Origin of the sequence: Bartonella heixiaziensis, from assembly GCF_046245125.2 — a bacterium.
Classification (GTDB): domain Bacteria; phylum Pseudomonadota; class Alphaproteobacteria; order Rhizobiales; family Rhizobiaceae; genus Bartonella; species Bartonella heixiaziensis.
The window spans coordinates 13,470-40,187 of record NZ_CP176404.1; the positions used below are offsets into that span (position 1 = coordinate 13,470).

The 26,718-nt window shown below is 37.7% G+C and carries 16 protein-coding genes, 3 tRNA genes and 1 pseudogene; 10 read left to right on the forward strand and 10 right to left on the reverse strand.

Annotation, left to right across the window (positions count from 1 at the left end; genetic code table 11):
• Positions 1-11: 11 nt before the first annotated feature.
• Positions 12-518, reverse strand: a complete 507-nt coding sequence (gene fabA, locus ACKC4Y_RS00060) for a 3-hydroxyacyl-[acyl-carrier-protein] dehydratase FabA (RefSeq protein ID WP_409361422.1) — start codon at positions 516-518, stop codon at positions 12-14.
• 233 nt (positions 519-751) lie between these two features.
• Here fabA and irrA point away from each other — a divergent pair, with 233 nt between their 5' ends.
• Positions 752-1,249 (forward strand): iron response transcriptional regulator IrrA, encoded by a 498-nt coding sequence (gene irrA / locus ACKC4Y_RS00065; RefSeq protein WP_409361423.1) that lies wholly within the window; start codon positions 752-754, stop codon positions 1,247-1,249.
• Positions 1,250-1,313: 64 nt separating this feature from the next.
• Here the strand turns inward: irrA and ACKC4Y_RS00070 are convergent, their stop codons facing one another.
• The 4 genes from ACKC4Y_RS00070 to ACKC4Y_RS00085 form a co-directional block, all read right to left on the reverse strand.
• Positions 1,314-1,886, reverse strand: a complete 573-nt coding sequence (locus ACKC4Y_RS00070) for an SH3 domain-containing protein (protein WP_409361424.1) — start codon at positions 1,884-1,886, stop codon at positions 1,314-1,316.
• Between the two features lie 783 nt (positions 1,887-2,669).
• Positions 2,670-2,903 carry a 30S ribosomal protein S21 gene (gene rpsU / locus ACKC4Y_RS00075; RefSeq protein ID WP_409361425.1) on the reverse strand — a complete coding sequence of 78 codons (234 nt, stop codon included), beginning with the start codon at positions 2,901-2,903 and terminating at the stop codon, positions 2,670-2,672.
• Between the two features lie 217 nt (positions 2,904-3,120).
• The gene (locus ACKC4Y_RS00080; protein ID WP_409361426.1) at positions 3,121-4,794 is read right to left on the reverse strand and encodes a formate--tetrahydrofolate ligase; all 1,674 of its coding nucleotides are present in this window, start codon (positions 4,792-4,794) and stop codon (positions 3,121-3,123) included.
• A gap of 327 nt (positions 4,795-5,121) precedes the next feature.
• Positions 5,122-5,198: transfer RNA gene (locus ACKC4Y_RS00085), tRNA-Arg, on the reverse strand.
• Positions 5,199-5,586: 388 nt separating this feature from the next.
• On the opposite strand from ACKC4Y_RS00085, the gene ACKC4Y_RS00090 reads away from it, so the two are divergent.
• From ACKC4Y_RS00090 to pgi, 3 genes are all read left to right on the forward strand, one after another.
• Positions 5,587-6,726: an efflux RND transporter periplasmic adaptor subunit gene (locus ACKC4Y_RS00090; protein ID WP_409361427.1), complete on the forward strand. Its 1,140-nt coding sequence runs from the start codon at positions 5,587-5,589 to the stop codon at positions 6,724-6,726.
• Positions 6,726-9,860 carry an efflux RND transporter permease subunit gene (locus tag ACKC4Y_RS00095; protein WP_409361428.1) on the forward strand — a complete coding sequence of 1,045 codons (3,135 nt, stop codon included), beginning with the start codon at positions 6,726-6,728 and terminating at the stop codon, positions 9,858-9,860. The genes ACKC4Y_RS00090 and ACKC4Y_RS00095 overlap by 1 nt, the downstream gene beginning before the upstream one ends.
• Positions 9,861-10,055: 195 nt before the next feature.
• On the forward strand, positions 10,056-11,720 hold the full coding sequence (gene pgi, locus ACKC4Y_RS00100) for a glucose-6-phosphate isomerase (RefSeq protein ID WP_409361429.1): 1,665 nt from the start codon (positions 10,056-10,058) through the stop codon (positions 11,718-11,720).
• A gap of 36 nt (positions 11,721-11,756) precedes the next feature.
• On the opposite strand, the gene ACKC4Y_RS00105 is transcribed toward pgi, so the two are convergent.
• Positions 11,757-11,847, reverse strand: a tRNA-Ser gene (locus ACKC4Y_RS00105).
• Positions 11,848-12,138: 291 nt separating this feature from the next.
• Between ACKC4Y_RS00105 and rplU the strand changes: the two genes are divergently transcribed.
• From rplU to ACKC4Y_RS00125, 4 genes are all read left to right on the forward strand, one after another.
• Entirely contained in the window at positions 12,139-12,630 is a 492-nt protein-coding gene (gene rplU, locus ACKC4Y_RS00110) for a 50S ribosomal protein L21 (RefSeq protein ID WP_409361430.1), read from the forward strand.
• Between the two features lie 15 nt (positions 12,631-12,645).
• A complete protein-coding gene (rpmA, locus tag ACKC4Y_RS00115) occupies positions 12,646-12,924 on the forward strand; it encodes a 50S ribosomal protein L27 (RefSeq protein WP_409361431.1) in 279 nt (92 codons plus the stop codon).
• 1,395 nt (positions 12,925-14,319) lie between these two features.
• Positions 14,320-16,851, forward strand: coding sequence for a phosphoenolpyruvate--protein phosphotransferase (ptsP, locus tag ACKC4Y_RS00120; RefSeq protein WP_409361432.1), 2,532 nt, complete (start codon positions 14,320-14,322; stop codon positions 16,849-16,851).
• A 697-nt stretch (positions 16,852-17,548) separates the two neighbouring features.
• Positions 17,549-17,638, forward strand: a tRNA-Ser gene (locus ACKC4Y_RS00125).
• A 12-nt stretch (positions 17,639-17,650) separates the two neighbouring features.
• Here ACKC4Y_RS00125 and ACKC4Y_RS00130 read toward each other — a convergent pair.
• Positions 17,651-18,483, reverse strand: a pseudogene (locus tag ACKC4Y_RS00130) (tyrosine-type recombinase/integrase); the annotation flags it as partial.
• Between the two features lie 53 nt (positions 18,484-18,536).
• Between ACKC4Y_RS00130 and ACKC4Y_RS00135 the strand changes: the two are divergent.
• Together ACKC4Y_RS00135 and ACKC4Y_RS00140 are read left to right on the forward strand one after the other, a co-directional pair.
• The gene (locus ACKC4Y_RS00135; protein WP_409361433.1) at positions 18,537-18,716 is read left to right on the forward strand and encodes a hypothetical protein; all 180 of its coding nucleotides are present in this window, start codon (positions 18,537-18,539) and stop codon (positions 18,714-18,716) included.
• A 408-nt stretch (positions 18,717-19,124) separates the two neighbouring features.
• Positions 19,125-20,072 (forward strand): GNAT family N-acetyltransferase, encoded by a 948-nt coding sequence (locus ACKC4Y_RS00140; protein ID WP_409361434.1) that lies wholly within the window; start codon positions 19,125-19,127, stop codon positions 20,070-20,072.
• Between the two features lie 124 nt (positions 20,073-20,196).
• Here ACKC4Y_RS00140 and ACKC4Y_RS00145 read toward each other — a convergent pair whose 3' ends face one another.
• The 3 genes from ACKC4Y_RS00145 to rimL form a co-directional block, all read right to left on the reverse strand.
• Positions 20,197-20,973 (reverse strand): class I SAM-dependent methyltransferase, encoded by a 777-nt coding sequence (locus ACKC4Y_RS00145; protein WP_409361435.1) that lies wholly within the window; start codon positions 20,971-20,973, stop codon positions 20,197-20,199.
• A gap of 1,073 nt (positions 20,974-22,046) precedes the next feature.
• Positions 22,047-22,316 carry a hypothetical protein gene (locus ACKC4Y_RS00150; protein WP_409361436.1) on the reverse strand — a complete coding sequence of 90 codons (270 nt, stop codon included), beginning with the start codon at positions 22,314-22,316 and terminating at the stop codon, positions 22,047-22,049.
• 1,699 nt (positions 22,317-24,015) lie between these two features.
• Positions 24,016-25,788: a 50S ribosomal protein L7/L12-serine acetyltransferase gene (gene rimL, locus ACKC4Y_RS00155; protein WP_409361437.1), complete on the reverse strand. Its 1,773-nt coding sequence runs from the start codon at positions 25,786-25,788 to the stop codon at positions 24,016-24,018.
• Positions 25,789-26,718 lie beyond the last annotated feature (930 nt).

A 26,718-nucleotide genomic window follows, 5' to 3' on the forward strand; every position in this document is an offset into this window, starting at 1 on the left:
ATAATGTTCAGTTATTCTTTGAATAAAGCGACGCGTAAATCACTCGCTTTATAGATGGCTTCTCCATCTGCTTTCAACCACCCATCAGCTATTCCTAAGACTAAGTTTCCACGCCGGATACGCTTAAAATCTATTCCATATTCAAGAAGTTTAGTTTTTGGAGTAACCATACCTGATAATTTTACTTCGCCTGTTGAGATAGCTCTCCCTTTTCCTGGTTCGCCTAGCCAACCGAGAAAAAAACCTGTTAATTGCCACATACCGTCTAGACCGAGGCATCCTGGCATGACGGGATCGCCTATAAAGTGACAGTCAAAGAACCACAGATCTGGAGTAATGTCAAATTCGGCGCGAACCGTTCCTTTATTGTATTCACCGCCAGTTTCACTGATTTCGGTGATTCGATGAATCATTAACATAGGTGGTGCCGGTAATTGTGCATTACCTTTACCAAACATTTCGCCGCGAGCGCAGCTTAGAAGCTCTTCATAAGTGTAGCGAGACTTTTGTTCAGTCATTATTACTCCATATTATTTGCATACATTTTTACTTCTGCGCTTTTCTCCAACTTACTTTTAGAGCAAATTTTAAGGAGAGGGAAATGATTTTATATCATTTTTAATGACAAAAACCCTTTTTTATGTATTCTGTATGGTAGGTTATTTAAAATGGAATAAAAAATTATATCATAATATCCCCATTTTTCCGTATTTTAATATTGTTTGAATGGAAATATGTTGTGGTTTGTAACATGTCAGTAAGCGCAGGAAGTTTAGGTTTGGATGAAAAAGAGGAACAGTTCGTGAAGGACTGTGGGGAGGCTGTTCATTATCATTCCATATCTATGCTAGAAAACCGTTTGCGTCAAAATGGTTTGCGGCCGACACGCCAGCGGCTGGAGCTTGCTAATATGATTTTCTCTCAAGGCAATCGTCACATTGCTGCTGAAGAGCTCTATGAAGAGGCAATTAGGTTAGGGGTGCCTGTGTCTTTAGCAACGGTTTATAATACGCTTCATCAATTTACGGAAGCGGGATTGTTACGGATTATAGCCGTGGAAGGTTCGAAGACTTGGTTTGATACAAATACGTCTGATCATTATCATTTTTATATAGAAGGCGAAAATCGTATTCTTGATATTCCTTGCGATTTGAAAGAAGCTCCTATTATTGAAAATTTGCCTCAACCACCAGAGGGTATGGAAATTTCGCATGTTGATTTGATAGTTCGGTTGAAACCCAAAAACTGAGCTAATTGTAGGGATTCAGAGAGTTCAATAAGGAATAAAGATTAAAGTTTGTTGATTTTTAAATTTACCAACCTTTTATTTTTTCATCAGGGTAGATTCCCCATAAGTGGGGCTGCGGGAGCCATCCGCGCGTATTATTAATGTTTAGTTCACACCAGTTTCCGTCGCATTGGCGAATGTTACCAATGACATTAGGCTCTACTTCTGCCACAACTTCTGCATTGTCTGCGGGGTTTTTACGTAGCATTAGCCTTTTTGTTTTATCTTTTTGCCATGGAATAGTTATAGCGGTTCTCTTTCCAGATAAAAGCGATTGATAAACCCATCCTTCATCGCCTTCTGCATCACGAATTTTACGCCATTGATCGTATTCTTGGATGATTTCAATGGGCAAGCCCTGCTTTTTGTAAGTAAAGACGACAGAATAATTGCTTCCTGGTCCAACGCGCACATTAACACGGGTAGGTTTAATCGAAGCAAATCGCGGGAGGGGTAAACCACTTGGTCCTAGATTTTGCCCTAAATTTTGATTGGATGTTTGTGCGTGCAAAAAACGAGGAGAGCTGAATACAAAAATTCCTGCTATTAAGAAACATGACGTAAGAACTGAAAATTGAAACAAAATAGAATGTTGCACACTTAACCCCTTTATCTTTTCATTTCTATATATTGGCAATTTAAGATCTGGAAGATAGGATCGAGAATTATTCAAAGCTATGGCATATCGCTAGTTAAAGAGATCTAAACAATGAAAAAATTGTTATAAGAATAACGAAATAGTAAGACAAAAATTTGAATTTCTTGTGATCACTTTATTGAGAGAGTGTTCTTGTAAATCAATATCCAGTTTTCATGCCGTTGTATGCTTGAGATAAATATTGAGATGATTGAGTGTTTTGCAAGCTGTGTTGGTTTGTGTATGAGAGATAGTAGTAGATAAGGTATTATATCTATCATCTGTTTTTTTGGGGGAGCGGGGGTAACAACTATCCGCGTATTATGACAATAATATGTGCTTTGTAATCTGATGTAAACAGAGAACTTGAAAGATATCAGATTTCTGATCTAGATAGAAAAATCTACAGGATTGATTGGCGCGCAAAGAAAAAATGTATTGAGAGACAACAACAGAATGCTCTACAAGCAATACATCTCGCGCCATCAGAGATGCTCTGAACGCTTTCAAGTGATGGTTTATATTTTACGCTTGAAGTGGCTAAGAGAAAATACCTTCTAATGACTTAGAAAGAGAATCAACCACCCTTTCAGATGACAGATACATCAAACAACACCGAAAAAAGGAAACCAAAAGCAAAAAAAACACTGACAGCGCCACAGAGACACAAGCATACTAGGACATTTTGTACTATCGCCAACGCGCTTTTATAACAATAACACACCAACAAAAGTACAAAACACACTATCTTACAGCAGCAGCACGACCATTGCTCACAAGGCCTTCCCTTTGCGCACGCTTACGAGCAAGCTTACGTGTACGACGAATAGCTTCTGCCTTCTCCCGCGCACGCTTCTCCGATGGCTTTTCATAATATCCACGCATTTTCATTTCACGGAAGATGCCTTCACGTTGCATCTTTTTCTTAAGCGCACGCAGCGCTTGATCAACATTATTATCACGAACGAGTACTTGCACTATTTATCCTGCTTTGTTTCAGTGTCATAAATAATTAGGAAAAAACCCAGTCCCTTTTAAATAGATACCTAAAAGGATACCATACATACGTATATCATACATATAATATACGCACACATATCACACAAATAAGGCGTTTGTCTATATCGCTTTTTAAAATTCTATTCTTTTTGCTGTGAGGAAGTTTTTATAATTGATTGAGCTCACAGGTCTGATCTTATGAAAGTCCTTGAATTTCATCATTTCCATCAAGATAAATTTTTTCAGCGATAGGGTAATGCGGTAAGCCGGGCATAGTCATGACATCTCCGCAAATGACGACAATAAAGCCTGCACCCGCTAAGAGCCGAACTTCTCGTATAGGTATTTCAAAATCAACAGGAGCACCGTATTGTGTGGGATCAGAAGAAAAAGAATAGGGTGTTTTCGCCATACAAATAGGGTATGCACCGCACCCTTCTTTTTCCCAACATTCAAGCTGCTTGAGAATAGGGGCAGGGATGATAGCGCCACGTCCACCATATAGGTTTGTTATAATAGAATTAATTTTTTCAACGAGTGGCAGATCATCTTGATACAGAACTTTGAAATGGGAATCTTTTTCTTCAATTAAGGTAACAAGTTCTTGTGCAAGTTCTATGGCACCTTTTCCACCTTGTTTCCAATGTTTGCAGAGAAAAGCTTTGTGTCCGGTTGTTGCAATTATTTTTTGTAACGTGCTTATTTCTGCATCGCTATCGGTATCAAAATGATTGATAGCGATAACACAGGGGATGCCATAATGTTTCATATTCTGGATATGTCGCAAAAGATTGGAAGCCCCTTTTTGTAAAGCGGTGATATTCTCTTCTTTGAGGTTATTTTTATTCACACCACCATTCATTTTTAATGCGCGAATTGTTGCGACAATCACTGTAGCATCTGGTGCAATACCCGCTTGTCGACATTTAATGTTGAAGAATTTTTCTGCTCCAAGATCGGCTCCAAATCCTGCTTCCGTGACAACATAATCGGCGAGTTTTAAGGCAGTTTTTGTTGCTATAACTGAATTACAGCCATGAGCAATGTTAGCAAAAGGTCCTCCGTGGACAAGAACAGGGTTATTTTCAATTGTTTGTACGAGATTGGGTTGCATGGCATCTTTGAGAAGAACTGTCATTGCACCTTCTGCTTTGAGATCAGCAACTGTTACGGGCGTTTTATCATACCGATAGGCAACAATAATCTTTTTGAGTCTTTGTGTAAGATTTTCTATATTTTTAGCAAGACAAAAAATAGCCATAATTTCTGATGCAACAGTAATATCAAAACCTGTTTGACGTGGAAAACCGTTGGTTACGTTGCCCAATGAAATAACAATATCGCGCAATGCACGGTCATTCATGTCAAGGACTCGCTTCCAAACAACGCGGCGTGGATCAATATTCAGAGTGTTTCCCCAGTAGATATGATTATCAATCATTGCGGCAAGAAGATTATGAGCAGCTGTAATGGCATGAAAATCACCGGTAAAATGCAAATTAAGATCATCCATCGGTACGACTTGGGCATAACCACCTCCAGCAGCACCACCTTTTATACCAAAACAGGGACCTAAAGACGGTTCTCTCAAGGCGGCTATAGTTTTTTTCCCAATGAGATTAAGAGCATCACACAGTCCAACAGTTGTTGTTGTTTTTCCTTCTCCGGCAGGGGTTGGATTGATAGCAGTGACAAGGATGAGTTTACCATCTGGATTTTTATTGAGCGATTTTATGTATGCAGAAGAAATTTTAGCTTTGTCATGTCCATAAGGAATGAGATTTTCATGTGCAATACCAATTTTTTGTGCAATTTCGGTGATGTGTTGTTTCTGAGCAGTGCGAGCAATTTCAATATCTGTTTTAAGCATGAGAAAATTCTTTAAACTTAGTTTTGTTGATATTTAGGGTGGAGACTATCATAGGGCAATAGAACCCATAGCACATAAAAATAAGGTAAAATACCATAAAAGTCGATTATTACTGAGCAAGAAAGAATACGGAAGTTGGATGAGAAGGAAGAATGTATTGCTATTGGATTTTATTGAAGAAACAGACAGATGATGAGCGAGAGGTTCAGAAGCATTTTTTTAATAGAATAAAATATTGAAACTGTCCAAATTTTATACAACGCACCGCATTTGATGTTCTGAAGGATTACAAGCAGTGAGAGGATTTAGGTTTGAGAGATAAAAGTGTGGCGCACCCGAAGAGATTCGAACTCCTGACCCCCAGATTCGTAGTCTGGTGCTCTATCCAGCTGAGCTACGGGTGCAAAAATTTTTAATTTTCATATTATTTAGACAAAGGGTTCCTAATCGTTTCATTGAGAAATTGCAAGTGAAACTTGGTAAAAATGAAAAATTTATCACTTCTCGTTTATGATGCACTTTTTAAAGAGTACAGCATATTTTGGGATTTGGTTAGATTTTTATATGCGAGATTGTTTGTTGTTTTGACAGTGCAATTCAATATGAACGATAGTTAACTTGACGCTTTAATCTGCGAGAGTTAATCAAGTATAGAGATGAGATAGTTTTTTGCAGTGGGGAATAAAATACACTACCTGACCTGCAATTCGATTTTTGTATGAAACTCGGATGTTCGTTTTTAAGACTGTTTCAGACAAATTTGAATATTAATGACGCAGCAAGGATAGATGTATGGGGTTGTTAAAAAAGATCTTTCCACCGGTGTTTTTCGGTTTCATTCTTATGGTTGCTTATTGGGAGGGAAAGCATAATTCAGAACGGCTTATTCCTATAGTTGAGAAAACAACAAATGCATCGCATAAAACATCAAAAGCATCAAGGGGAAGTCCACCAACAAATGTTGTTGTTGATCTTGTTAAAATCCAAGATTTTTATGAAAATCTGAATACGCTTGGTAGTGGAAGAGCATTGGCTTCGGTGGAGTTGACACCTTGGTCATCTGGTGTTGTTGATAAGCTTTTTGTGTCAGCTGGCACAAAAGTGCAAGTAGGTGATTTAATTGCAAAGCTTGATTCTAAAAAGGAGGAAATAGCCGCTGCAAAAGCAAAAGTACAACGCGATAATAGCGCATTAACACTTTCGCGTATTATAAAATTACGTGCCAGTAATACAGCAACAGAGGTTCAAGAAATTACCGCACGCTTAGAGTTGGATAACGCAAATTTAGTTTTGCGTAATGCTGAGTTAGATCTTGATCGGCGAATAATTCGTGCACCGATCAGCGGAGTTGTCGGTATTCTACTCATTGATAAGGGCAATGCTATTACTCCTAACACTGTAATAGGCCGGATTGAGAATAGAGAACGAATTTTAGTTGATGTATGGGTTCCTGAACGATATGTGTCACGCCTTCATAAAGGGGATAAAGTGACTGCAACATTAACGACGCAGCCAGAGAGGACTTTTGTTGGCAAGATTTATGCGATTGATAATATCGTTGATCTAGAAAGCCGTACAATTCATGTTCAAGTTGAAATTAAGAATGAAAAAGAGACCCTCATGTCTGGTATGTCTTTTTCTGTCGCATTTCAATTTAGGGGTGATTCTTTCCCTGTCGTTAATCCTCTTGCCATTCAATGGAACAGTAGAGGATCATTCGTTTGGCGTTTGAGGGAAGGTGAGGTAGAGCCCATTTCAGTATCGATTATTCAGCATAAAGAAGATCAGATATTTGTGAAAGCGCCCTTAGAAAATGGTGATCAAGTTGTCATTCAGGGCGTACAAATGCTTCATCCGGGCAGTAAGGTTGCTATTGATGATCCAAAGTCTCCTCAACAGCAAGTATCAGCACTTCGTGGGCAGGATGTATAATGAGTCAGGAATTTAACACGAAACAGCCTATAACACAGGCTGAGCAAGGTGGTATGATCGCCTTATTTATTCGCAGGCCAGTTTTTACCTTTGTTTTGAATGCTATGATTGTGATTGCAGGGATTGCTGCATGGCTAAACGTTGATGTCCGTGAACTACCGGATGTTGATACTCCTGTGACGACAATTGTAACAGCTTTTGCCGGAGCATCAGCGGAAACAATTGATCGTGAAGTTACGAAAATTATAGAAGATGCCGTTTCTCGTGTTTCAGGTGTGAAAACAATTTCTTCAACTTCTTCTTTTGGTCGTTCTCGTGTAGAGGTTAACTTTAATGTCGGTGTTGATTTGAATGTTGCAGCATCTGATATTCGCGATGCTCTCTCTCGCATTGCCTATTCTTTACCAAAAAATGCCGATACACCTCTGATCATTAAAGCAGATTCAAATGCTGCTGCAATGATGTATTTGGTTGTGACTTCACCAACGATGAGTGTTGATGATTTAACAATGGTCGTAAATGATCAAATTGTTGATGCAATCTCTGCTGTTGATGGTGTTGGTGATGTACAGGTTGATAGTGCTCGCACGAAGATTTTTCAGGTTGATGTTGATCAAGCAAAACTTGCGAGCTACGGATTGACTGTGGCGGATATTTCACGTGTTCTAGCTGATATGACAACGGACGTGCCGGTGGGGTCATTACGCAATTCTAAGCAAACTTTGATTGTACGTGCTACCGCGCGTTTAACAACACCAGAAGCTTTTGAACAAGTTGTCTTAAAACCTCATGTGCATCTTGGTGATGTCGCACAAGTTACTTTATCACCTGATGTAGAAACCGTTATTCTTCGTATCAACGGAAAGACTGGAATTGGATTGGGGATTGTACGTAAAGCACAATCAAATACTCTTAATATTTCTCAAGGTGTTCGAGAGGTTCTTGGTCATCTAAAAAGTGTTGTTCCTTCTTCAGTGCATATAAGTGTTATTAGTGATGATGCTATTTTCATTAAGGGTGCACTTCATGAGGTTGAGGTTGCATTGGTTATTGCTGTTCTCAGTGTTATCTTGGTTATTTTCCTTTTTCTGAGAGATATTCGTGTAACGCTTATTCCCGCTTTATCTATTCCTGTTGCTTTAATTGGTACAATTGCTGCTATTTATCTTGTAGGGTTTTCATTGAATATTCTCACTTTTTTAGGGCTTGTTTTAGCAACAGGGCTTGTGGTGGATGATGCGATTGTTGTTCTTGAGAATATTGTTCGGTGGCGTAATATGGGGTTAGGTCCTCGGTCGGCGGCGGTGATCGGAACACGGGAAGTTTTTTTTGCTGTTTTAGCAACTACATTGACTCTCGTTGCTGTTTTTGTGCCGATTTCTTTCCTTCCTGGACAAGTTGGATCACTTTTTAGAGAATTTGGTTTTGTGTTGGCAATTTCTATTCTGCTTTCTTCGATTGTTGCTTTAACACTTTGTCCTATGTTGGCCTCACGCTTTCTCAAGGAACATATTGAAGACAATGAGAAAGAGGCGCATCATTTTACTTTTCTGAATAAATTGGGTTCTTTCTTAAGTAAGTGGTATGCTTATAGTTTGCATAAATGTTTAGGAAGACCTTGGACTGTTGTCTTTTCTTCACTTATTTTCGCGGGTCTTTGTGTTGGAGGCTATATGAAATTACAGCAGGAATTGACTCCAGCAGAAGACAGAGCTTTTATCTTTTTAGTCATTAATGGACCACAGGGTATTTCAACACAATATCTGAATGAGCAGGTAGAGCAAATTGAAGCGAGTTTACAGCCCTTACGTGATTCTGGAGAGATTGCGAACAGTTACTCTATTGCTGGTATCGGCGGTTCATCCAATACCGCTTTTTTGATTTTGTTACTTTCCTCTTGGGAAAAGCGCTTGCGTAGTCAACAAGAGATCGTGGAAGATGTTAATGCAAAGGTAAGACAGTTCCCAGCAGTTTTTGTGTTTGCTGCGCAGGGAAATTCTTTAGGTGTTAGAGGAACCGGTCAGGGATTACAATTTGCAATTCTTGGAAATGATTACACAAAATTACAGCCAATTGCTGATAAGCTTGTGAGTGCTTTGCAAGCTGATCCGCATTTCATTCGTCCACGGCTTACTGTTGATGCAACACAACCACAATTTTTTATTGAAATTAATCGAGAAAAAGCCTCTGATTTGGGAATTGATATCACCAATTTGGGCAATACACTACAAGCAATGTTAGATGGGAAAAAAATTGGTTCCGTTTATGTGGATGACCATTCTTATGATGTTAAATTAACCTCGCGTAAGAATCCTATTAATAATCCCCATGATTTGGAAAATATTTTTTTAAAAACCAAAGGCAATCAATATGTTCCTTTATCGGTTATTGCGAACTTGCATGAAAAAGCCATTGCACCTCAGTTAAAACGAGAGAAACGCATGAATGCCGTTATTTTAAGTGCAAATCTTGCTCCAGGTGTTGTTTTAGGAAGCGCTTATCAGACTGTGCAGAAAATTGCTGCTCCTTTGTTGTCAGAAGGAAATTATATTGTTCCTTTAGGGGAAGCTGCTACACTTGATGAAACATCTTCCAATTTTATGATTGTTTTTGGAATTGCCTTTGTCATTATTCTATTAGTTTTGGCTGCACAGTTTGAAAGTTTTGTTTCAGGATTTATTATCATGGCGACTGTACCATTAGGAATTGGTTGTGCTGTCATTGCTATGCTTTTAAGTGGAGTTAGTCTTAATATTTACAGTCAAATTGGTTTAATTTTGTTGGTTGGGGTTATGGCTAAAAATGGTATTCTTATTGTTGAATTTGCAGATCAGTTACGTGATCAGGGGAAAAGCGTGCGTGAAGCTGTAGAAGAAGCGGCGAATATTCGCCTTCGTCCTGTTTGTATGACGATGATTTGTGCCATTTTAGGGGGTATCCCTTTGGTTTTAGCCAAAGGTGCTGGTGCAGAGGCACGTATAGCTTTAGGTTGGGTTATCGTTGGCGGTTTAGGTTTAGCAACTATTTTTACTCTTTATGTCACGCCGGTTGTTTATCTCTTTCTTGGACGTTTTGTGAAACCAAAATCAGAAGAAGCACTACGCCTAACGAGAGAGCTCAGCCAAGTTGAGTGATCCATCTGACAGGGAAGATTTAATATTTTTTTATTTTCGTTTTAAAAATGTCGTTTTCAGGTTTTACCTTTCCACTTTTTACACCGCTTCATTATGTATATGAACAGCAAAAATTGATTGCAATAAAGGAAGTTTTAGCTGTTTTATTATTGTTTTGCGCAGATTTCATTGTCAATAACCATGAGAGATCAGACCATGGGAGATAGTTCATCAATTCGAAACGAAAAAGCTTTTGAGGCAGCTTTGAAAGCTTTGAGAGGACATGCTACGAAGGATGGGGTGAGTGATATTCGTAGGCATTTCCGAGAAGATGAGCAACGTTTTTCCCATTTTTCTTTAAGACTTGATGATCTCCTTTTCGATTTTTCGAAATGTGGCGTAACATTTAAAACATTGCAACTCTTAGACGATTTGGCTGTTGCAGCAGATGTGTTAGGCAGACGTGAGGCAATGTTTTCCGGTAAAGCCATTAATACAACTGAAAAACGCTCGGTTCTTCATATCGCATTACGTTTGCCTGTTGACGAAGTTTTCATTTTGGATGGTCATGATGTTGTTCAAGATATTCAGAATGTTCTTGCTCGTATGGAACGATTTTCTGAAATGGTACGCGATGGAAGCTATAAGGGAGGCAGTGGTGAGAGGATAACCGATATTGTAAACATTGGTATTGGTGGTTCTGATCTTGGACCCGCAATGGTTACACATGCTTTAAAACCTTATCATGATGGTCCGCATTGTCATTTTGTTTCTAATGCTGACAGTGCACATATTTCTGATACTCTTGCTGTTTTGAATCCGGCAACAACGCTGTTTGTTATTGCCTCGAAAACTTTTACAACAGCTGAAACAATTGCAAATGCTCAAGTTGCACGTCAATGGATTTGTTCACATTTAGGAGAAGAAGCTGTTGACACGCATTTTGTTGCTGTTTCCAGTGCGCTTGATAAGGTTGCAGAATTTGGCATAGATTCTTCAAGAGTTTTTAGATTTTGGGATTGGGTTGGAGGGCGTTATTCGATTTGGTCGGCTATTGGTCTTGTTGTTATGTTAGCAATAGGCAGTAGAAATTTTCGCCAATTTCTCAATGGTGCTCAGCATATGGATCAACATTTCAAAACAGCACCTTTACATGAAAATATACCTATTCGATTTGCACTTTTAGGGTTTTGGCATCGAGTTATTTGTGGGTACTCATCACGTGCGGTCATTCCTTATGCACAGCGTTTAGCGCGCTTTCCCGCTTATTTGCAACAACTTGATATGGAATCAAATGGTAAGCAGGTTTCTTTGGATGGCAAAGCGTTAACTTTTTCAAGTGGTCCTATCGTTTGGGGTGATTCAGGGACAAATGGGCAACATGCTTTTTTTCAGCTTTTGCATCAAGGAACAGATGTTGTTCCTGTGGAATTTATTTTATTTATAAAAGGACATGAGCAGAATTTATATCCTATGTATGACATGTTGGTAGCGAACTGTTTAGCGCAATCAAAGGCCTTGATGAAAGGGCGTAGTGTCGAAGATGCTCGACGTATTCTTGTAAAAAGTGGAATTGATGAGTGTGAAACAGATAATTTAGCGCTTCACAAAAGTTTTCAGGGAAACCGTCCCAGTATTATACTGGTTCAAGATTTATTGACACCTTTTGCACTCGGTCGTCTCATTGCACTTTATGAGCATCGTATTTTTGTCGAAGGTATTTTGATGAATATTAATTCATTTGATCAATGGGGCGTTGAACTTGGCAAAGAATTAGCAAATGAATTGTTACTAATTCTCCGCGGAGAAAACAAAGCGAAGAACCGCGATAGTTCAACATTAGGGTTGTTAGCACATATTCAGGCAAGACGTGCGGAATAAAGAGATTTTGTAAGATGCCACTTTAGGCTGATACTTTGGCGGAGAGAGAGGGATTTGAACCCCCGATAGAGTTTGCCCCTATGCCGCATTTCGAGTGCGGTGCTTTCAACCACTCAGCCATCTCTCCAATGAAAGTGCAATAAAATTTGCACTGTTTGAGTATATGGCGGGTAGATAACCTTCAATTGCTTTTAACACAACCCTTTTTTGCTTTTTTGTGAGACTTTATTGACAGAGAACAGAAATTCCGTCATATATGCTCAAAATACAAGCGTGGAGAAATCTGCGCGTGTTTGTGTTTGTTAGAGTGTTTTTATCTCTCTTTTTAAATCTATTACGACTGATAAAAAGCGGCCTATTTTCCCTTATTGATAAGGCAGAAATCAAATAAGAGCTGGAGTGAACGAAAGGATAAAAAATGTTCGCAGTCATTAAAACCGGTGGTAAGCAATACCGTGTTGTTGCTAATCAGGTGGTTAAAGTTGAAAAAATTATTGGAAATACCGGTGATGTTATTGAATTCAAAGACATATTGATCGTTGGGCAAGAGGATAATACCATTATTGGTGCACCTGTTGTTGCCGATGCTTTGGTTACAGCTGAGATTGTAGAGCAAGCACGTGCGCGTAAGGTTATCGCATTTAAGAAACGCCGTCGTCAAAATTCAAAACGCACGCGTGGTCATCGCCAAGAGGTGACAACCCTTCGTATTTTAGAAATTTTAATGGGTGGTTTAAAGCCTAAAAAAGCAGCTGCAAAACCAATAAAAAAAGAAGCAGTTGAATTGAAAGAAACGACAAAGGAAACAAAAGCGACTGCTTCTGTTAAAGAAACAGCTAAGAAAGCTGCTGAAAAAAAGCCCACATCGCAGAAGAAAGCGGCTGTGGTGTCAAATAGTAAAGAAAATTAAAGGAGAACAACGTCCATGGCACATAAAAAAGCTGGTGGTTCCTCGCGTAATGGTCGCGATTCAGAATCAAAACGTCTTGGCGTTAAAAAGTTTGGTGGTGAAGCTGTTATCGCTGGAAATATTATTGTTCGCCAGCGTGGTACACGCTGGCATCCTGGTGATAATGTCGGGATTGGGAAAGATCATACTCTTTTTGCGCTGTCAAATGGAAAGGTTTCTTTTCAAAGAAAAGCGAACAATCGTTCGTATGTCTCAGTCATTCCTATGGTTGAGGGGGAGCAGAGTCAGCCGTAATATTTCTCTGCAATAAGCCGTTATTTTGGTGAACTTCGTTTTTTGAAGTTCTTTAACTCTGAAAGGAAAGATAGGAAGCTATCTTTCCTTTTTTGCGCTCTATGGTATAATGCAAAGTATAATAGGTGTGTGCTGTGGGGAAACTAAAAAAACAGAATCTGGGGAAACGTTTTTCTTAAATAAATTAAAAGATTGGTGTTGTATCTCGTTTATACTGAAGGCATTGGTGTGATGAGGAAATTTGTGGAATAATAGTGGTGCAAAAAAGTCTACTTTCTTTTGATGAGCAGAAAGTGTGAGAGGGGTTGTTTCCGGAAAAGTATAGAGAAATTCAATAAGGAAGCATGTGTGCAATCATTTTGGTGAAGATGAGATAGTTTTGGGGCTGTGGTATTCATAATGGTTGTAATATTCTTTGGACGGTGATGGCTGTTGAATAGTTTGCTATCCGTAAAAGGGAGATCTGTAAGAAAAGCTATAAGAGCGTTTATGAGTGCTGCTTTGAGCAGGGATGTACATTGAATATTTTCAGTAAATCTAGAGTGAAGATTTGTTATTAAGGGGATTGAGTTTGAAGATATCGAAATGATCTATGTGCAATCAGTTACATCAAGAATATTTTTGATCTGTATGTTGGTGAGCATTTTGGAAATAAAACCAGCATAAGAGCAATGGTTGATTTAAGGCAACAGCACTTTTTAATTTTATAATCTTATTTGCTAAAGTGCTTAGAAATTAAGTGGTGTGTGAGCTTTGTTTGATTTTAGTTGTCGAGGATATTGTTTTGGGATGTCTATTTTGCAGCTATGTAGATAGAAAGTACTGGGCGGTTGCGGTATTTTTTTGAGAAAGGGAAGTCTACAATGTAGTCAAGGTTGTATAAGGTTGTATTTTGAGGATTTTGTGTTGAGGATATTTAGCTGCGCGAAATCTCAAGGAGGTGGGTTGCGTGGTACAATTTTTTGTTCTGTAATACGTCAGAGAGGGGCAGGGGCGGATTTCTTGGTTGAGGGAGGAGGAATGTCAGCTTAAGTTGCAGGTGATAGGGGTATTCTGCTTTCTTAATATGAGTGATAATGACAAGTTATGACGAATAACTTGGGAGGGTGAGAACATTTTTTGAAAATGACTTTTCAGTTAATTAAGTGCGTATTTGTCTTGGTGAAGTAAAGAGTGAAAGGCAGATTTGTTGATGATAGCTTTCAGCAACTTGGTGGTTAACAATATCTAATCATTTTATGGACCACGTTGGATTGTTTAAATGCTTCACTTAGATATGTTCTTTAAAACAAAGGAAATTCGCATGGTTGTTTATGCTTTGTATTTTAGGCAATGCGGGTTTGAAACGAAATTTATAAGAGATATTCATACTCAAACGTGAGGCAGTTTGAATCCATGATGAGACGTGAAGAAGCAGAAGCAATAAATCCAGATTTTGACGAGATAGAAATCTTGTCTATAAAATCTGTACAACTTGCAGCTGCTTTTGATCATAAAAATGAGGCGATTCACGCTGCTGCTGAATTGCTTGTGCAGATTGGCGCAGTCGACAAATGTTATCTGGCAAGCATGCTCAAACGTGAAGCAATAACGAATACTTGGCTTGGGAATGGTATAGCAATCCCGCATGGAATGGTTGAAAGTCATGATTTGATTATCAGGGATGCTGTTGCTGTTGTACAGATTCCTGCTGGCGTTGAGTGGCGGGATGGAAATAAAGCGCGTTTGGTCATTGCCATTGCAGCTCGTCCAGATCGCTATATAGAGATTTGTAAAAAATTGACGCGTCTTCTATTTGATCAGGAACGGCTTGAAGTACTTTCGACAACAGTGGACAAGCAGAAAATTGTTACCACTCTATTTGGTCAGGACACGAAGAAGAGAGAGACTTTTATGGGTGACCTTTCGGTGTGTCAGGAATGGACTTTAGATTATCCAAGTGGTCTTCATGCGCGACCAGCTTCTCTTTGGGTTGACTTTGCAAAAAAAGCTCAGAACTCTATCAGAGTCCGTTGTGGTGCGTATACCGTTGAAATGAAAAATTTGGTTGGTTTATTGCAATTAGGGGCAAAAAACGGTGATGTTCTGATTTTTTCGACGGATGCTGCAGAAGGTGCACAACTTCTGAGGGATGCAATTTCCGTCGCAAAGAAAGTAAGCATAAGTGAAAAATGTGTGATGAGAGAAATGGAAGCGCAAACTAGGACTCTCCATGGCTGGTATCCGCGCTCTGGGCAAAAAGGTATTTCTGGTGTTGGAGCAAGTCCAGGGTTAGCTCTTGGCAAGATTTTTGTTTTAAGAAAGAATGACCTTTCCATAATAGACCAACCAACGGGTTTTGCAACTGGTACGGCATGTCTTGAGAATGCACTTACAAAAACCAAACAGAAAATGGCATCCGTTATTGCTGATATCACAGCGCGTATGGGGGCAGCTTCTGCTGCGATTTTTTCTGCGCAAATGGTTTTGCTTGAAGATGAAAATCTGATAGCTCAAGCTTGTCGTTTTATAGCAGAAGGACATGGTGTTGCTTGGTCTTGGGATAGAGCTGTTCGGCAGTTTGCAGATATGTTTTCTAAGATAGATAATCCTCTTTTGGAGGAGCGTTCAGCTAATTTAGTTGATGTTGGTCGTCGTGTTTTGGGTGAGATTAATCCATCCTATAGATCATTCTTTTTAAATGATATCCCACACGATGTCATTCTTATTACAGATGATTTGTCTCCCTCTGATGTAGCACAGCTTGATTGTACAAAAGTGCGCGGGTTGGTAACGGCATGGGGTGGTCCGATGTCTCATACAGCTATTCTAGCCCGCACGCTCGGTATTCCAATGGTTGTTGCTGCCGGTTCTGATGTTTTAGCTATTGAGAGTGATATTCAAGGCATTATTGATGGTGATAATGGTTTTATTTATCTTGATCCCATCTCTTTAGATGTTGAAGACGCTCAAAAACAAATAAGTATTTTGACGCAAAAGCGTGACAATGAGATACGTATATGCGCACTGCCTGTACACACAACAGATGGTCGAAGGATTCGTATCATGGCTAATGTCAATTACGCAAATCAAGTTTCTGTTGCGTTTGATTTAGGAGCCGAAGGTGTTGGACTCATGCGTACAGAATCTTTATTTTTAGATAGTCCACACGTTCCGGATGAAGAGGCACAATTTGATGTGTATAGAGCGATGATTGCAGCTGTGGGAGATAAGCCATTAATTATTCGAGCGCTCGATATTGGTGGGGATAAACAGGTTACACATTTACATTTATCTAAAGAGGACAATCCATTTTTAGGCGTTCGAGGAACGCGGCTTTTGTTACGTCGGCGTGATCTTTTGGTTCCCCAGTTGCGTGCTTTATATCGAGCTGCAAAAGAGGGAGGTGATCTATGGCTGCTGTTTCCTATGGTCATATCTGTTTCAGAGATTTTTTCTATGAAGAAGATTGCAGAAGAAATTCAGAATGATATTGGCGCGCCAAAATTAAAATTTGGTATTATGATTGAAGTGCCAGCGGCTGCTATTATGGCAGATGTTTTAAGTGCTCATGTTGATTTTTTTTCGATTGGAACTAACGACTTAACTCAGTATACAATGGCTATTGATCGACAAAATCCTTATCTTGTATCTGAAGCGGATAGTCTTGATCCAGCAGTTTTGCGCATGATTCACCAAACTGTTCAGGGGGCAGCAAAACATAACTGTTGGGTGAGTGTATGTGGCGGTATGGCTGGAGATCCTTTTGCAGCGATGATTTTGACTGGATTGGGGATTAATGAACTTTCTATGATATCTTGTGATATTCCTCCAGTGAAAGCGTATTTGCAGACGCATAGTTTTGAAGATATGAAAATTTTAGCGCAGAAAGCATTACAGTGTGAAACTGCGCGGGCTGTACGTGCTCTTAGCAATGATATAAGGTGACAAGAAACTTCAAGAGCGAAGATTTAGTTAATCCTGCAATTTGGTAAGCAACCAAATTATAAATTGTTTTTGTTGGAATGAAATTTATTATCTCTGTGAAGCATGTTTTAATTTTTGGGATCAGGAGATTAATTTAAACACTTATTTTGCTGATTACTGAATACAATCAGCAGCAACAGATGTAGTGGTGATACTTATTGAAAATAATGTTATTCATGGGTAGAAAAAGCATTGATTTATAATGATAATTCACTATTTTCATATTGAATTCTGTTTCCAGAATATCGTAAGATTCTCTTATTTTAAATCTGTTTATGTTAAATCAATTGCAATCATTTTCTTGCACGTTGCAAGTGGTATTGGTGTATGGATAAAAACCGTTTTAGAAAGGAGTAAATATACTTCTTATGAACTGTCTCAATGCAAGAGTTATCGCAACATTGGGAGGTAATAAATAGTATGATGGGTCCACTTATTGAAGCTGTGCGAATGAACAAAAAAATTGCTAATTTATGACAATCCATTTATTCCATTTTAGAAGCCTATCCACGGAAAAAGTTGCGTCTTAAAAAGAGAGGATATGCTTGTTATTTAATGAGTATTATATCTTCTTTTGATAAAGAAAGTTGTTTTTTTAATTTTAAGTGTAGAGTTTAAGCTTGCACGTTATTTCTTTCTGGGTATAGTGCGGACCACTGGAGAGGTGGCCGAGTGGTTGAAGGCGCACGCCTGGAACGCGTGTATATGGGAAACCATATCGAGGGTTCGAATCCCTCTCTCTCCGCCATTTTAGATAAAATTAATGGGTTGTATAAAAGTTCGGGAATTTTGATTCCATTGATTCTTTTATCTTATTTTTATGTCTATCCCGAACCTTTTTGATTGCTTCTATTGATAGTCGTTTTATATTTGCTATTTTGGTATAAATGGATGCCATTTTTTTCAGTCCATCCAAAAAGCGCTTTCATTTATGAAACCGTAGCGCTGCATTAGAAGCGCGTGTTTCTGCTAATTTTTTCAATTCATGTGCTGATTTTTTTATACCTGCTGCTTACATGTATCACGAAATAGATTGCCAAAACTTTCTTTAACGAGCTTATTTTCATTTTCCCGCAAATGAATGTTTCATCTCCAAAATAGGATTAATTTTTAGAGTTCAGGAAAAATCTAGAGAAAAACATTTGTTTTAAATTGGCTTTTTTCTGTTTTGATATGAATGATATTATCTTTGACATCCTTCCAGTCGATACGAACGGTGTTACCACGGTGCAAGCCTGTGTAAAGAAAAACATCAATCCAAACAGGTTCATGGAGTCCTAGCGTCCAGCGACGGTAGTATTTGTCAATTCTTCTTCTAGCCATGGTGTGAACTCTTCTGTATTAAAAGACTTTGGAGCTCTAATATTAAAGGCGGGATTTCTATTCAAAAGAGCATTATCAACAGCCCAATTGAAAAGACCATTTAAAGTCATTAAAAAATGCTTTGTTGTCGCGAGGGTATTTCGTCTTCTATCTACGGCTTCAAGGATATGATGCCTTTTGATGTTTTTTAATGTTCGATCAACAGATATAAACGCTGCCACCAATATGTTTAGAAACATTGTTCAGAATTCTATATTTAATTTTTTTACTCCTTATTTTCGTAATGTATTCAACAACAAAAAATTACAGGAGGATCATTAATCATGACAGCTAACTTTCTTGCCAAAAACGCTTCTGTTTTTGGATCCTCAAGTGCTCTAATTTCTAAAGATATATATTTCACATATGCAAAAGTACATGAAGAAGTTTGTAAGCGCGCAGATGAATTAAATAGCGTTTTTGATTTGCAGGACGAATATACTGGTAAAGTCGCAATAATTTAGAAGAAAAACAAAGCTTCTTATGATTATTGATATGCTGGCTGTTATGCAGATGGGATATACTTTTTTACATGTTCTAGTTGATGATCACAGATCAAGATTTGATAGTGCCAAACGATTAAACATAAAAAAAACCTTGAGAATTTTATATGCAATCTTCAAAAATCCATTCCTATTTTAACCAGTGCCTTCATGCTGCAATACTTCCAATTTCACTTTTGATGCTAGTATTTAGGAAGTTTTTGCAATCTTAATGTTCGGAGGCGCGCTTGTTATTCCAGAAAATCACATTTTAGATACTGCCGCATTAACTAATTTTATTAACTTGCATAAAGTAAACAGGGATTTGCTTCCCCCAATAGTAGCCAATGGTTTATTAAAACGAAACTACACTATAAGACTTAATTATTGGTGGCGGATCTTTTGGGCTTTGCAGGTTATATAGGCTTATTTAAAAGATTTTTGGATTATCTTTGCGCTGACGGATTTTTTTACAGGATCAGTATTAAAAGATTAATTAGAAAGGATGAGAAATTACAAGGAGAACAAATGTTAAAAAAATCAAAAATAGACTTATCGTTAGAGAATAATTTTTTTGCAAAGGTACGTTTTTTACCAAAATTATGTCCAAAAATGAAGGTTGTTGATTTTTCAACTGGAGTGTCTTCTGTTAATTCAACATTTGCTTCAGACACATTCAATATTATCGCTGCTAAAAATTTACAAGAAACTATACCTGTAGACCAAGCAAAGTCCATAATCGATTCCTTTAATGCACAGAAACTACCTTTAGCTTGGTGGGTTGGATCTCATTCGTCTAATTACAAAGTTAATGAAGTTCTCTTATCTATTGGCTTAGAGCATGTTGAAACAGAGGTGGGAATGGCAGCTTTAGCTCAAGATATAGATTCACATGTTACTTCTATGCTGAACAACTTCAAAATCAAGGTAGTTGAATCAGTTCAAGATTTTATAGATTATGGAAATGTTATGGCATCAGCATTCGAGCCTTTTGATGAGGAGGCGATAATATTTTATGAAACAATAGGTCGCTGTTATAAAAAAAATCCTGATGTAGATATGTTCGTTGGTTATATAAATAACAATCCTGTAGCAATATGTTTTTGTATTAAAGCGGATGGAGTTGGTGGAGTGTATGATATTGTCACCAATCCAGATTTTCAGAAAAGAGGTGTTGGAACATTCATGACAAAAATTGCTGTTGAACATTTAAAAAGAAAGAAATGTCATGTTATTGGTATGCAAGCCTCTAATGAGGGAATTGGAATTTATAAAAAATTGGGTTTTATAAACTTTGGTGAATTCAAAGTTTATTCCAATAAACACATGGTAGTTTAGCTATGGACTCTTTTTTTGCTAATCTACAAGAAAAATTATTATTTTCAGCAGAACTCAATTATAGTCAACTAAACATCGTTTGCTCTGGTGTAGGAAGGTAATGGAGGCAATCATAGATGTAAGATTATCTTGCATACATGTAGAGTTCACTTCGATACAAAATCTCCAAATTTCCCTGCACTTCATATTGCTTTACCAATGCAACCAATTGTTGCAAATATTCTTCCCCGTGACAAGCAATGGCACGTTGCACTTGAGTTGAGGAACGGCTCATTCCAATAAAGGCTTCGGATGGGATCGTCATCGTCCAATTGTGCGTCTGTAAAGCAATCTTTTTTGGATTTACCCTAAAACCATCGCTCATTTCCTGTAAAAAATCAAAATTACGATAATAACGCGAATAGTTAGGGCTCATTTTCTCTAACAATGTTTCATAAGCGGCTAAGAATTCGCTATGCTTAAAATCGCGATTGTTTTGAATGACCGCCATTACACCATTGACTTTGAGTTGGGAGGAGACAGCGCAAAGCAATTGAGGGCGATCCATCCACTGAAATGCCTGCGCCACAACGACAAGATCGACCTCGCCGATTTGGGGCAATAGGATTTCGGCTTGGCCTTGATACCACTGCACAGTAGGAAATTTTCTTTGCCCCTGCTTAATCATGTCTGTCGATATATCGATAGCATGATATTGGTGCTTATTCCCAAGAAGTTTGACAATCCCTTCTAATGCGATGCCTGTTCCAGCCCCCACATCCGCGATGGACAAATGCTTTTTGTCCTTAAGAGGAAGCAGCATGGTTTTAAATAAGGTGAAGGGGTAGCGTGGACGATAGCGATCATAATCATCAGCCAATCCGTCAAACTTTTCACTTTTGGGTTGAACGCTTTGTATCATAAAGTGTTACCCTCTTTATAATTGCTGATATGCATAATTGAGAAGCACTCCTTTGGCCAGTATATTAAGCATAAATTCCGAAAGAGAGTTGAATAGGAACGGCTCGTTGATGCTTTCTCTCTTTCTATGAGATTGCTTTTTATTTTTTGTCTTTTTCAAATAATATGTTTTTGAGCTCAATAATAATCAGGCCAAGATTCTATGTATTTCGATAAAAAGTCGGTCCAAATTCTGGTGCGATTACCGCTTTGATTCCCTTAGCCAACATTGAATTTACCGCTTGAGTGCTACAGTAAATATTGATCAGCTTTTTTGTTTCACCTCCACATGCTTTTCTATCACAAAATCTCTAATATGTACTAGGCATTCTTCAAGTGTGTCCAATAGTGCTACAGCGATGTTGTTTTCTTCGAGTACATACCGAATAATCGCTTACTAAATATTTCTCAATGTAGAACCTATATTAATTGTCCACTAAATTTGAAAAAATGGCTCAAATGTCTTACTGCTGCTTGGGATTCCCTTAGTAATAGCGGATTTATGGGTAAAAACGTTTGATTCTATCACTGGTTGCCAAAGAAACAGGGGCTAATTACCTGTTTTCATGAGTAATTGGATAGGGTAGGTAAGTTGCATCGTATCCATTCTAGTATTAATGTTATGAAATTGTGTAGTGCCATAATTATTTGCGCTATATCCTGCATACCAGCATCTTTTTCCTGTGGTTATTTTCCCCGCAAATACATCACAATCTTCCAGTGTTTGTTTGATGCTATTGCCAAATAAGGAGTTTTTCTTCAGGCTAGCTTTGTCTTCAATGATTACTCTATACATTGTATCATTCGAATACTTCACTTAAAATGCGCTGTAGATCTATGTCATTCTACCAATATTTACGGCGCTTCACATTTAATATTTTGCTTTTAAATTATAGATAAGCGAATGCTGAAGTTGGAGTTTTTAGCGAATAAAGCATAAGCTTTGTTTTGAAATTTCTTAACAGTTCTTCTCGTTAGCTGTTTAAGCAGAGCAGAGTGTAAAGCAATCTCTCATCATAGAAGAGATTATATCTATTATTTGCGTTCTTCAAAATCCATATGAATAACAGTGCTCGTCTCATCTTCATTGGAATGAGAGCTTCTACGATGGCGCAATGTTTGTACAATTTCTTCTTTTAAAACCGCATCTGCTTCGCTTAAACGGTGAATACTTAATTCCAATTCAAGGGATAGAGCCAAATCCACACACAATTTAAGCTGTTCTCCAATATCAAAACCGCGCTGATAGTCGTCATAAAGACCAACAAGGGTATCAGATAATTCCTTATCGCATAAAGGGGTCATGCTCATTTCTCCACATTGCGGTTTTTCGTGCATCTTTGATATATTTAAAATCGTGCTACTGCCATTACCACAAGCCGCCATGTACGCCAACATTATGGTTTTTTCTATTTGGCAGGAAGTATCAACTTTGAACCCAAAGCCGATAAGAAACTTTATTACATCAGGGGTTTTTATTTTCCAATCGTGAATGCATATGACAATACCTTCACTATAGGGTTTACGGCTTTTAATTTGCGCATAAGATGGGCCATTTTAACGATTAACAAAACACCCTAATCTCAATTTCCAACTAAAGCTAAATCAGTGCCATTGATATTAACAATAAGCAAGTACGGCTTGTAAACGGTAAGGGATAATAGTCTCATGTTTTGGAGAAAACCAATTTATTTTGCCTACTTCGTATTGATTTTTAAACATTGATAGATTTTTTGCCTTATGTAATTTAAATTCATGGGAAATGCGTTTAATACGCACACCTTTAAAACAAGGTTCAAATGGTGTCATTGCGCGGGTACAACAAGAGAGACCGTATGGGCTTTTTGCTGCTTTGAATATGCAACTACAACTTTTTGGGTAGTGGTTAGCAAAAATTTGCGCGACGGGCAAATTGGTAAAATCAACAATGGCGCGTTCAGCTTTTTCATTGGGCTGTGTCTAGTGTTTTTGATACTGGATGACGGTATTTATTAAGCTTTTGCGAGCTCTGCTGCGGTTATATTCCAGCGATGTAGCTCGGCAGAATACTATGGTGATACCATCTGTGTGATTTACTATAATTTTCGCTCCTGCTTAACGGATGCTGTAATATCCATTTTTTAGAATTCTATGCGTAATAACCGCTCTTCTTAACGGGCAATGAAAGAATAAAAGGTATGTCTACAAATGGGATATTGGTTAATTCAATATATAAACATTACTGATTATAATACGACAAAAAAATGAACCCAAAACTCCACAAGCAACATAACCTATAGAAGTTAGAAAGCTTTTAGGTTTATCTCGTGATATATGTTCTCTTAAAATTGGTATCAACATTCAGGGGCTCGGCAATTATGAGTGCGGTGATAGAACTCAAGATGCGACCGTTTCATAATCATATGGAGAGAAATTTGGTGTTAAACTGAATTGGCTTTTGACGAGTGAAGATGAAATGTATCATAAATACAATGAAAACTCAGGTTTTCAATATTACTTCTCCAGCAATTCCTTCTAGACTTATAAAAAAGCTTAGATGTTTAGTTGACATGACCTATCATGATGCAAACATACAATTTCCCCCTGAAGAGGTGTATCGGATTCGCGGTGAAACTTTATGGAAAGTTGCAGGAGGCTTATTCAAAATATCAACGATAGCGAAGATATTGAAGCAATTTTGCCACTTTTAAAATTGCGTTTAAAACATAAAATTAAGGCTGAAAGAGTACAAGTAGTAATGACATAAGAGACAGACTAATAGACCGCTAAAATGAAAAATAAAAGTGGAAATATTCTTTGTTTTTTGCTGTCAAAATCATATTTGACAAATAACGCATTAATGATGAAAAATATCTATAAAAACAAAGAATTAATCCTATTTCTTTTTCATTCATCCTTTGCACTTAATTTATTACTTGTTTATTTTGCGCTTTTTTATCATTTTTGAGTGCGGAGAAAAATCACACAATAAATATGTTAATTCAAAGAATATACTGTGAATGTATCAGTTATCAGACGAAATCCAGCTATAAATATTTTGGTCGTGAAAAATTCCATTTAAATATTCAGCTTGTCTAAGTGTTCCTTCAAGTACAAAACCGCACCGCTTTGCAACGGCATTACTTTTTGGGTTAGCGGTAGAGCATTTAATGACAAACCGCTTGAGAATACGATGCGAAGAGTAATGCTTAACAAGTGTTTTTAGTGCTCGTGTAATAATGCCATTTCCTTGAGCTCTTTTATCGAGCCAGTATCCAATATATCCAGTTTTATTTCCATGGTCGATGCTGTTGAAGGAAAGTAAACCAACCGGAGTGTTATTGAACAAAATAACATAGTTTTTTTCTTCGTCCTTTTGATGCGCGAGAAAACAGGAATCTAGAAAGTTTGCCGTATCGTTTTCATGATTAACAAAACGTGGCCATGCCATAAATTCGCTGAAATATTCTCTATTGAAGTCAATAGCTTCATAGAGCGCAGGAGCAAACTTTCTGGATGATGTTTCTAATCGAATATTGTTGTCTACAGAGAGTTTTTCTTCTCTATGCAATAAATCTCTAGAAATAGCAGATAAAATGGAGGAAGGCATCCTTGCGGTGAGCACATTTCCTTTTAGCCAGACGTAGACCGGTAGTTTTCTGCAAGTCCATTCGTTAGCGGTTTGCATATCACAGGGATGACAGCCTCTTATCAAAAAATGCTGATCTTCTTTCAAACCACAGTTTTCTTGTAGACACAGATAGTCATTTTCAAAACAGTTAAGTTCAAAGTGAATTTGTTCACTTGTGCTAGGGTTGTTACTTTCATCGCTCAACAGTGTTAAGGAATAAAGCCGATTGTGCATTGGAGGGATATGGTTGATGCTTAGATTGGTTTGTATGACTTTAGCACCATAGCGATGCTTATAGCCAAATGCTTTTGCCACTATCGTGAGATTCTCTTGGCTTAGAAGGCAGTTTTGTTTAAAAATCAGCTTCCATTTTTGAAGCAGATCTGGATTGTAGCTATTTAAGGCATCATGAATGCTACAAAATATAGCTTCTAGATTGTTTATTTCATTTTCTGGGGTGGATGAAATACAATCAGCAAAAAAGTCACTATCTATGTAAAGAAGTCCAGATGGTGGCATATATTCAGCAAGAAAAGGAAGCCAATCATTCAGAGTATCGGAAACTGTTGGGGAGTTTTCCAAGTAAGAACCGATGTGAAGATGAAAACCTTTGAGATAAAGATGTCCTGAGCCAGATAATAAAGGCAAAATATCCCTGATATATTCTTCTTTGCTTATTCCAACTTGAGAGTCTTTTCCATCGTTGTCAAAAGGAGAAAGCTTAATGCTTACGCCATAGCGTTTCCTGTTACGCGTGGCTAATATATTAAGCTGATGGAGTTCGCTGATACTGTCAATGTGAATGAGAACTTCTTTTTTTAGTGCAAGAGACAAATCTTCAATATTTTTGCAAGGGCTATCTAAAATGATGCGATCGTCAGAAAATCCCATGGCAGAAGCGAGTTGAATTGCTTCAGCAGAGCAGACCTCTACATTTAACCCTTCTTCAGCCAACAATCTGCAAAAGATTCCAAGCGAGCAAGATTGAAGAGAAACGGTAATGTTGACATGAGCAAAGTACTTTTTGCTAGTTGACACCAGTGTTCTCACTTTTACCAAAGCACTATCGGCATCGAAAAGAAAAAAGGGCAAATCAATATGGTCTGGACGACCAGTAATTACTTTTGCAGACTGAATAATATGTTCTGGAATTCTCTTTTGCGTCATAATTGAAGACTTATTTTTGATTTTTACGTGGTGCGTGTGCTGAAAGGTTTGTAAATAGTTAGGAAGCATTTATAAAATATGTTTTGCAGTGTATGATCTAATATGTGCGTAAACGCAGTGGCATTTCTGATAGAGAGAATACTTATCTCTAAAAGATGTGTGAAGTAATTTTGTATAAAAAATGCCAACATCTGATACTTGATGAATGCATAAATCGCTTTTGCAAAGAAAAATCCCCCCCTCTCTTAAAACAGAGTAATCATTATTACAAAGAGTTCAAGACTTTTCGTATTTATTGTTAGCTTTTAAAGCAATATCAGGAGATGTATCCAGTGGAACAGTTCAGTATTTAGATGATATTAACAGACTTAAATATGCTTCTTTTGGTATCCTATCATCTTTTTTTATTAGTGAAAGTCCAGTTAGTTTATACTTTTTTTTGGGGGGCAAAGTGATCGCTTTTTTCTGGAATTTATCATAAATTTTTATCAAGTTAAATTGACGAAAAAGGGGCATTTATCTGATGCTAATCAAGTTGCACATAAAAAGAGCATAGCCATTGATGCAAGGATGGTTAAGATGATGCATTTTTTAACAAAAAAAGAGCTAATACCTAAAACCACACCTGAAAATATTCTTTTGCTAAAATAAAAGATGGTGCCAACAACGCTAAAAAGGTAACAGATTTGTTTTTGTTTGTTTTGAAAAACAGGCTTTTTGTTTTTATCGGTACAGTGCAAATAAATCTGTAGATCAGCGGGAATGTTGATGAGCTAGCAATTTGATTTTTATAGATCAAAAAGGAAAGCGATAAGCTGAAAGGTGAAGAAACCACCAGAGAGTGTATAGAATTCTTCTATTTTGTATAAAGGTCATAAGATTACAAACTATGACGGTTTTTTATGAAAGGCACCTATTTTAAAAAATCCT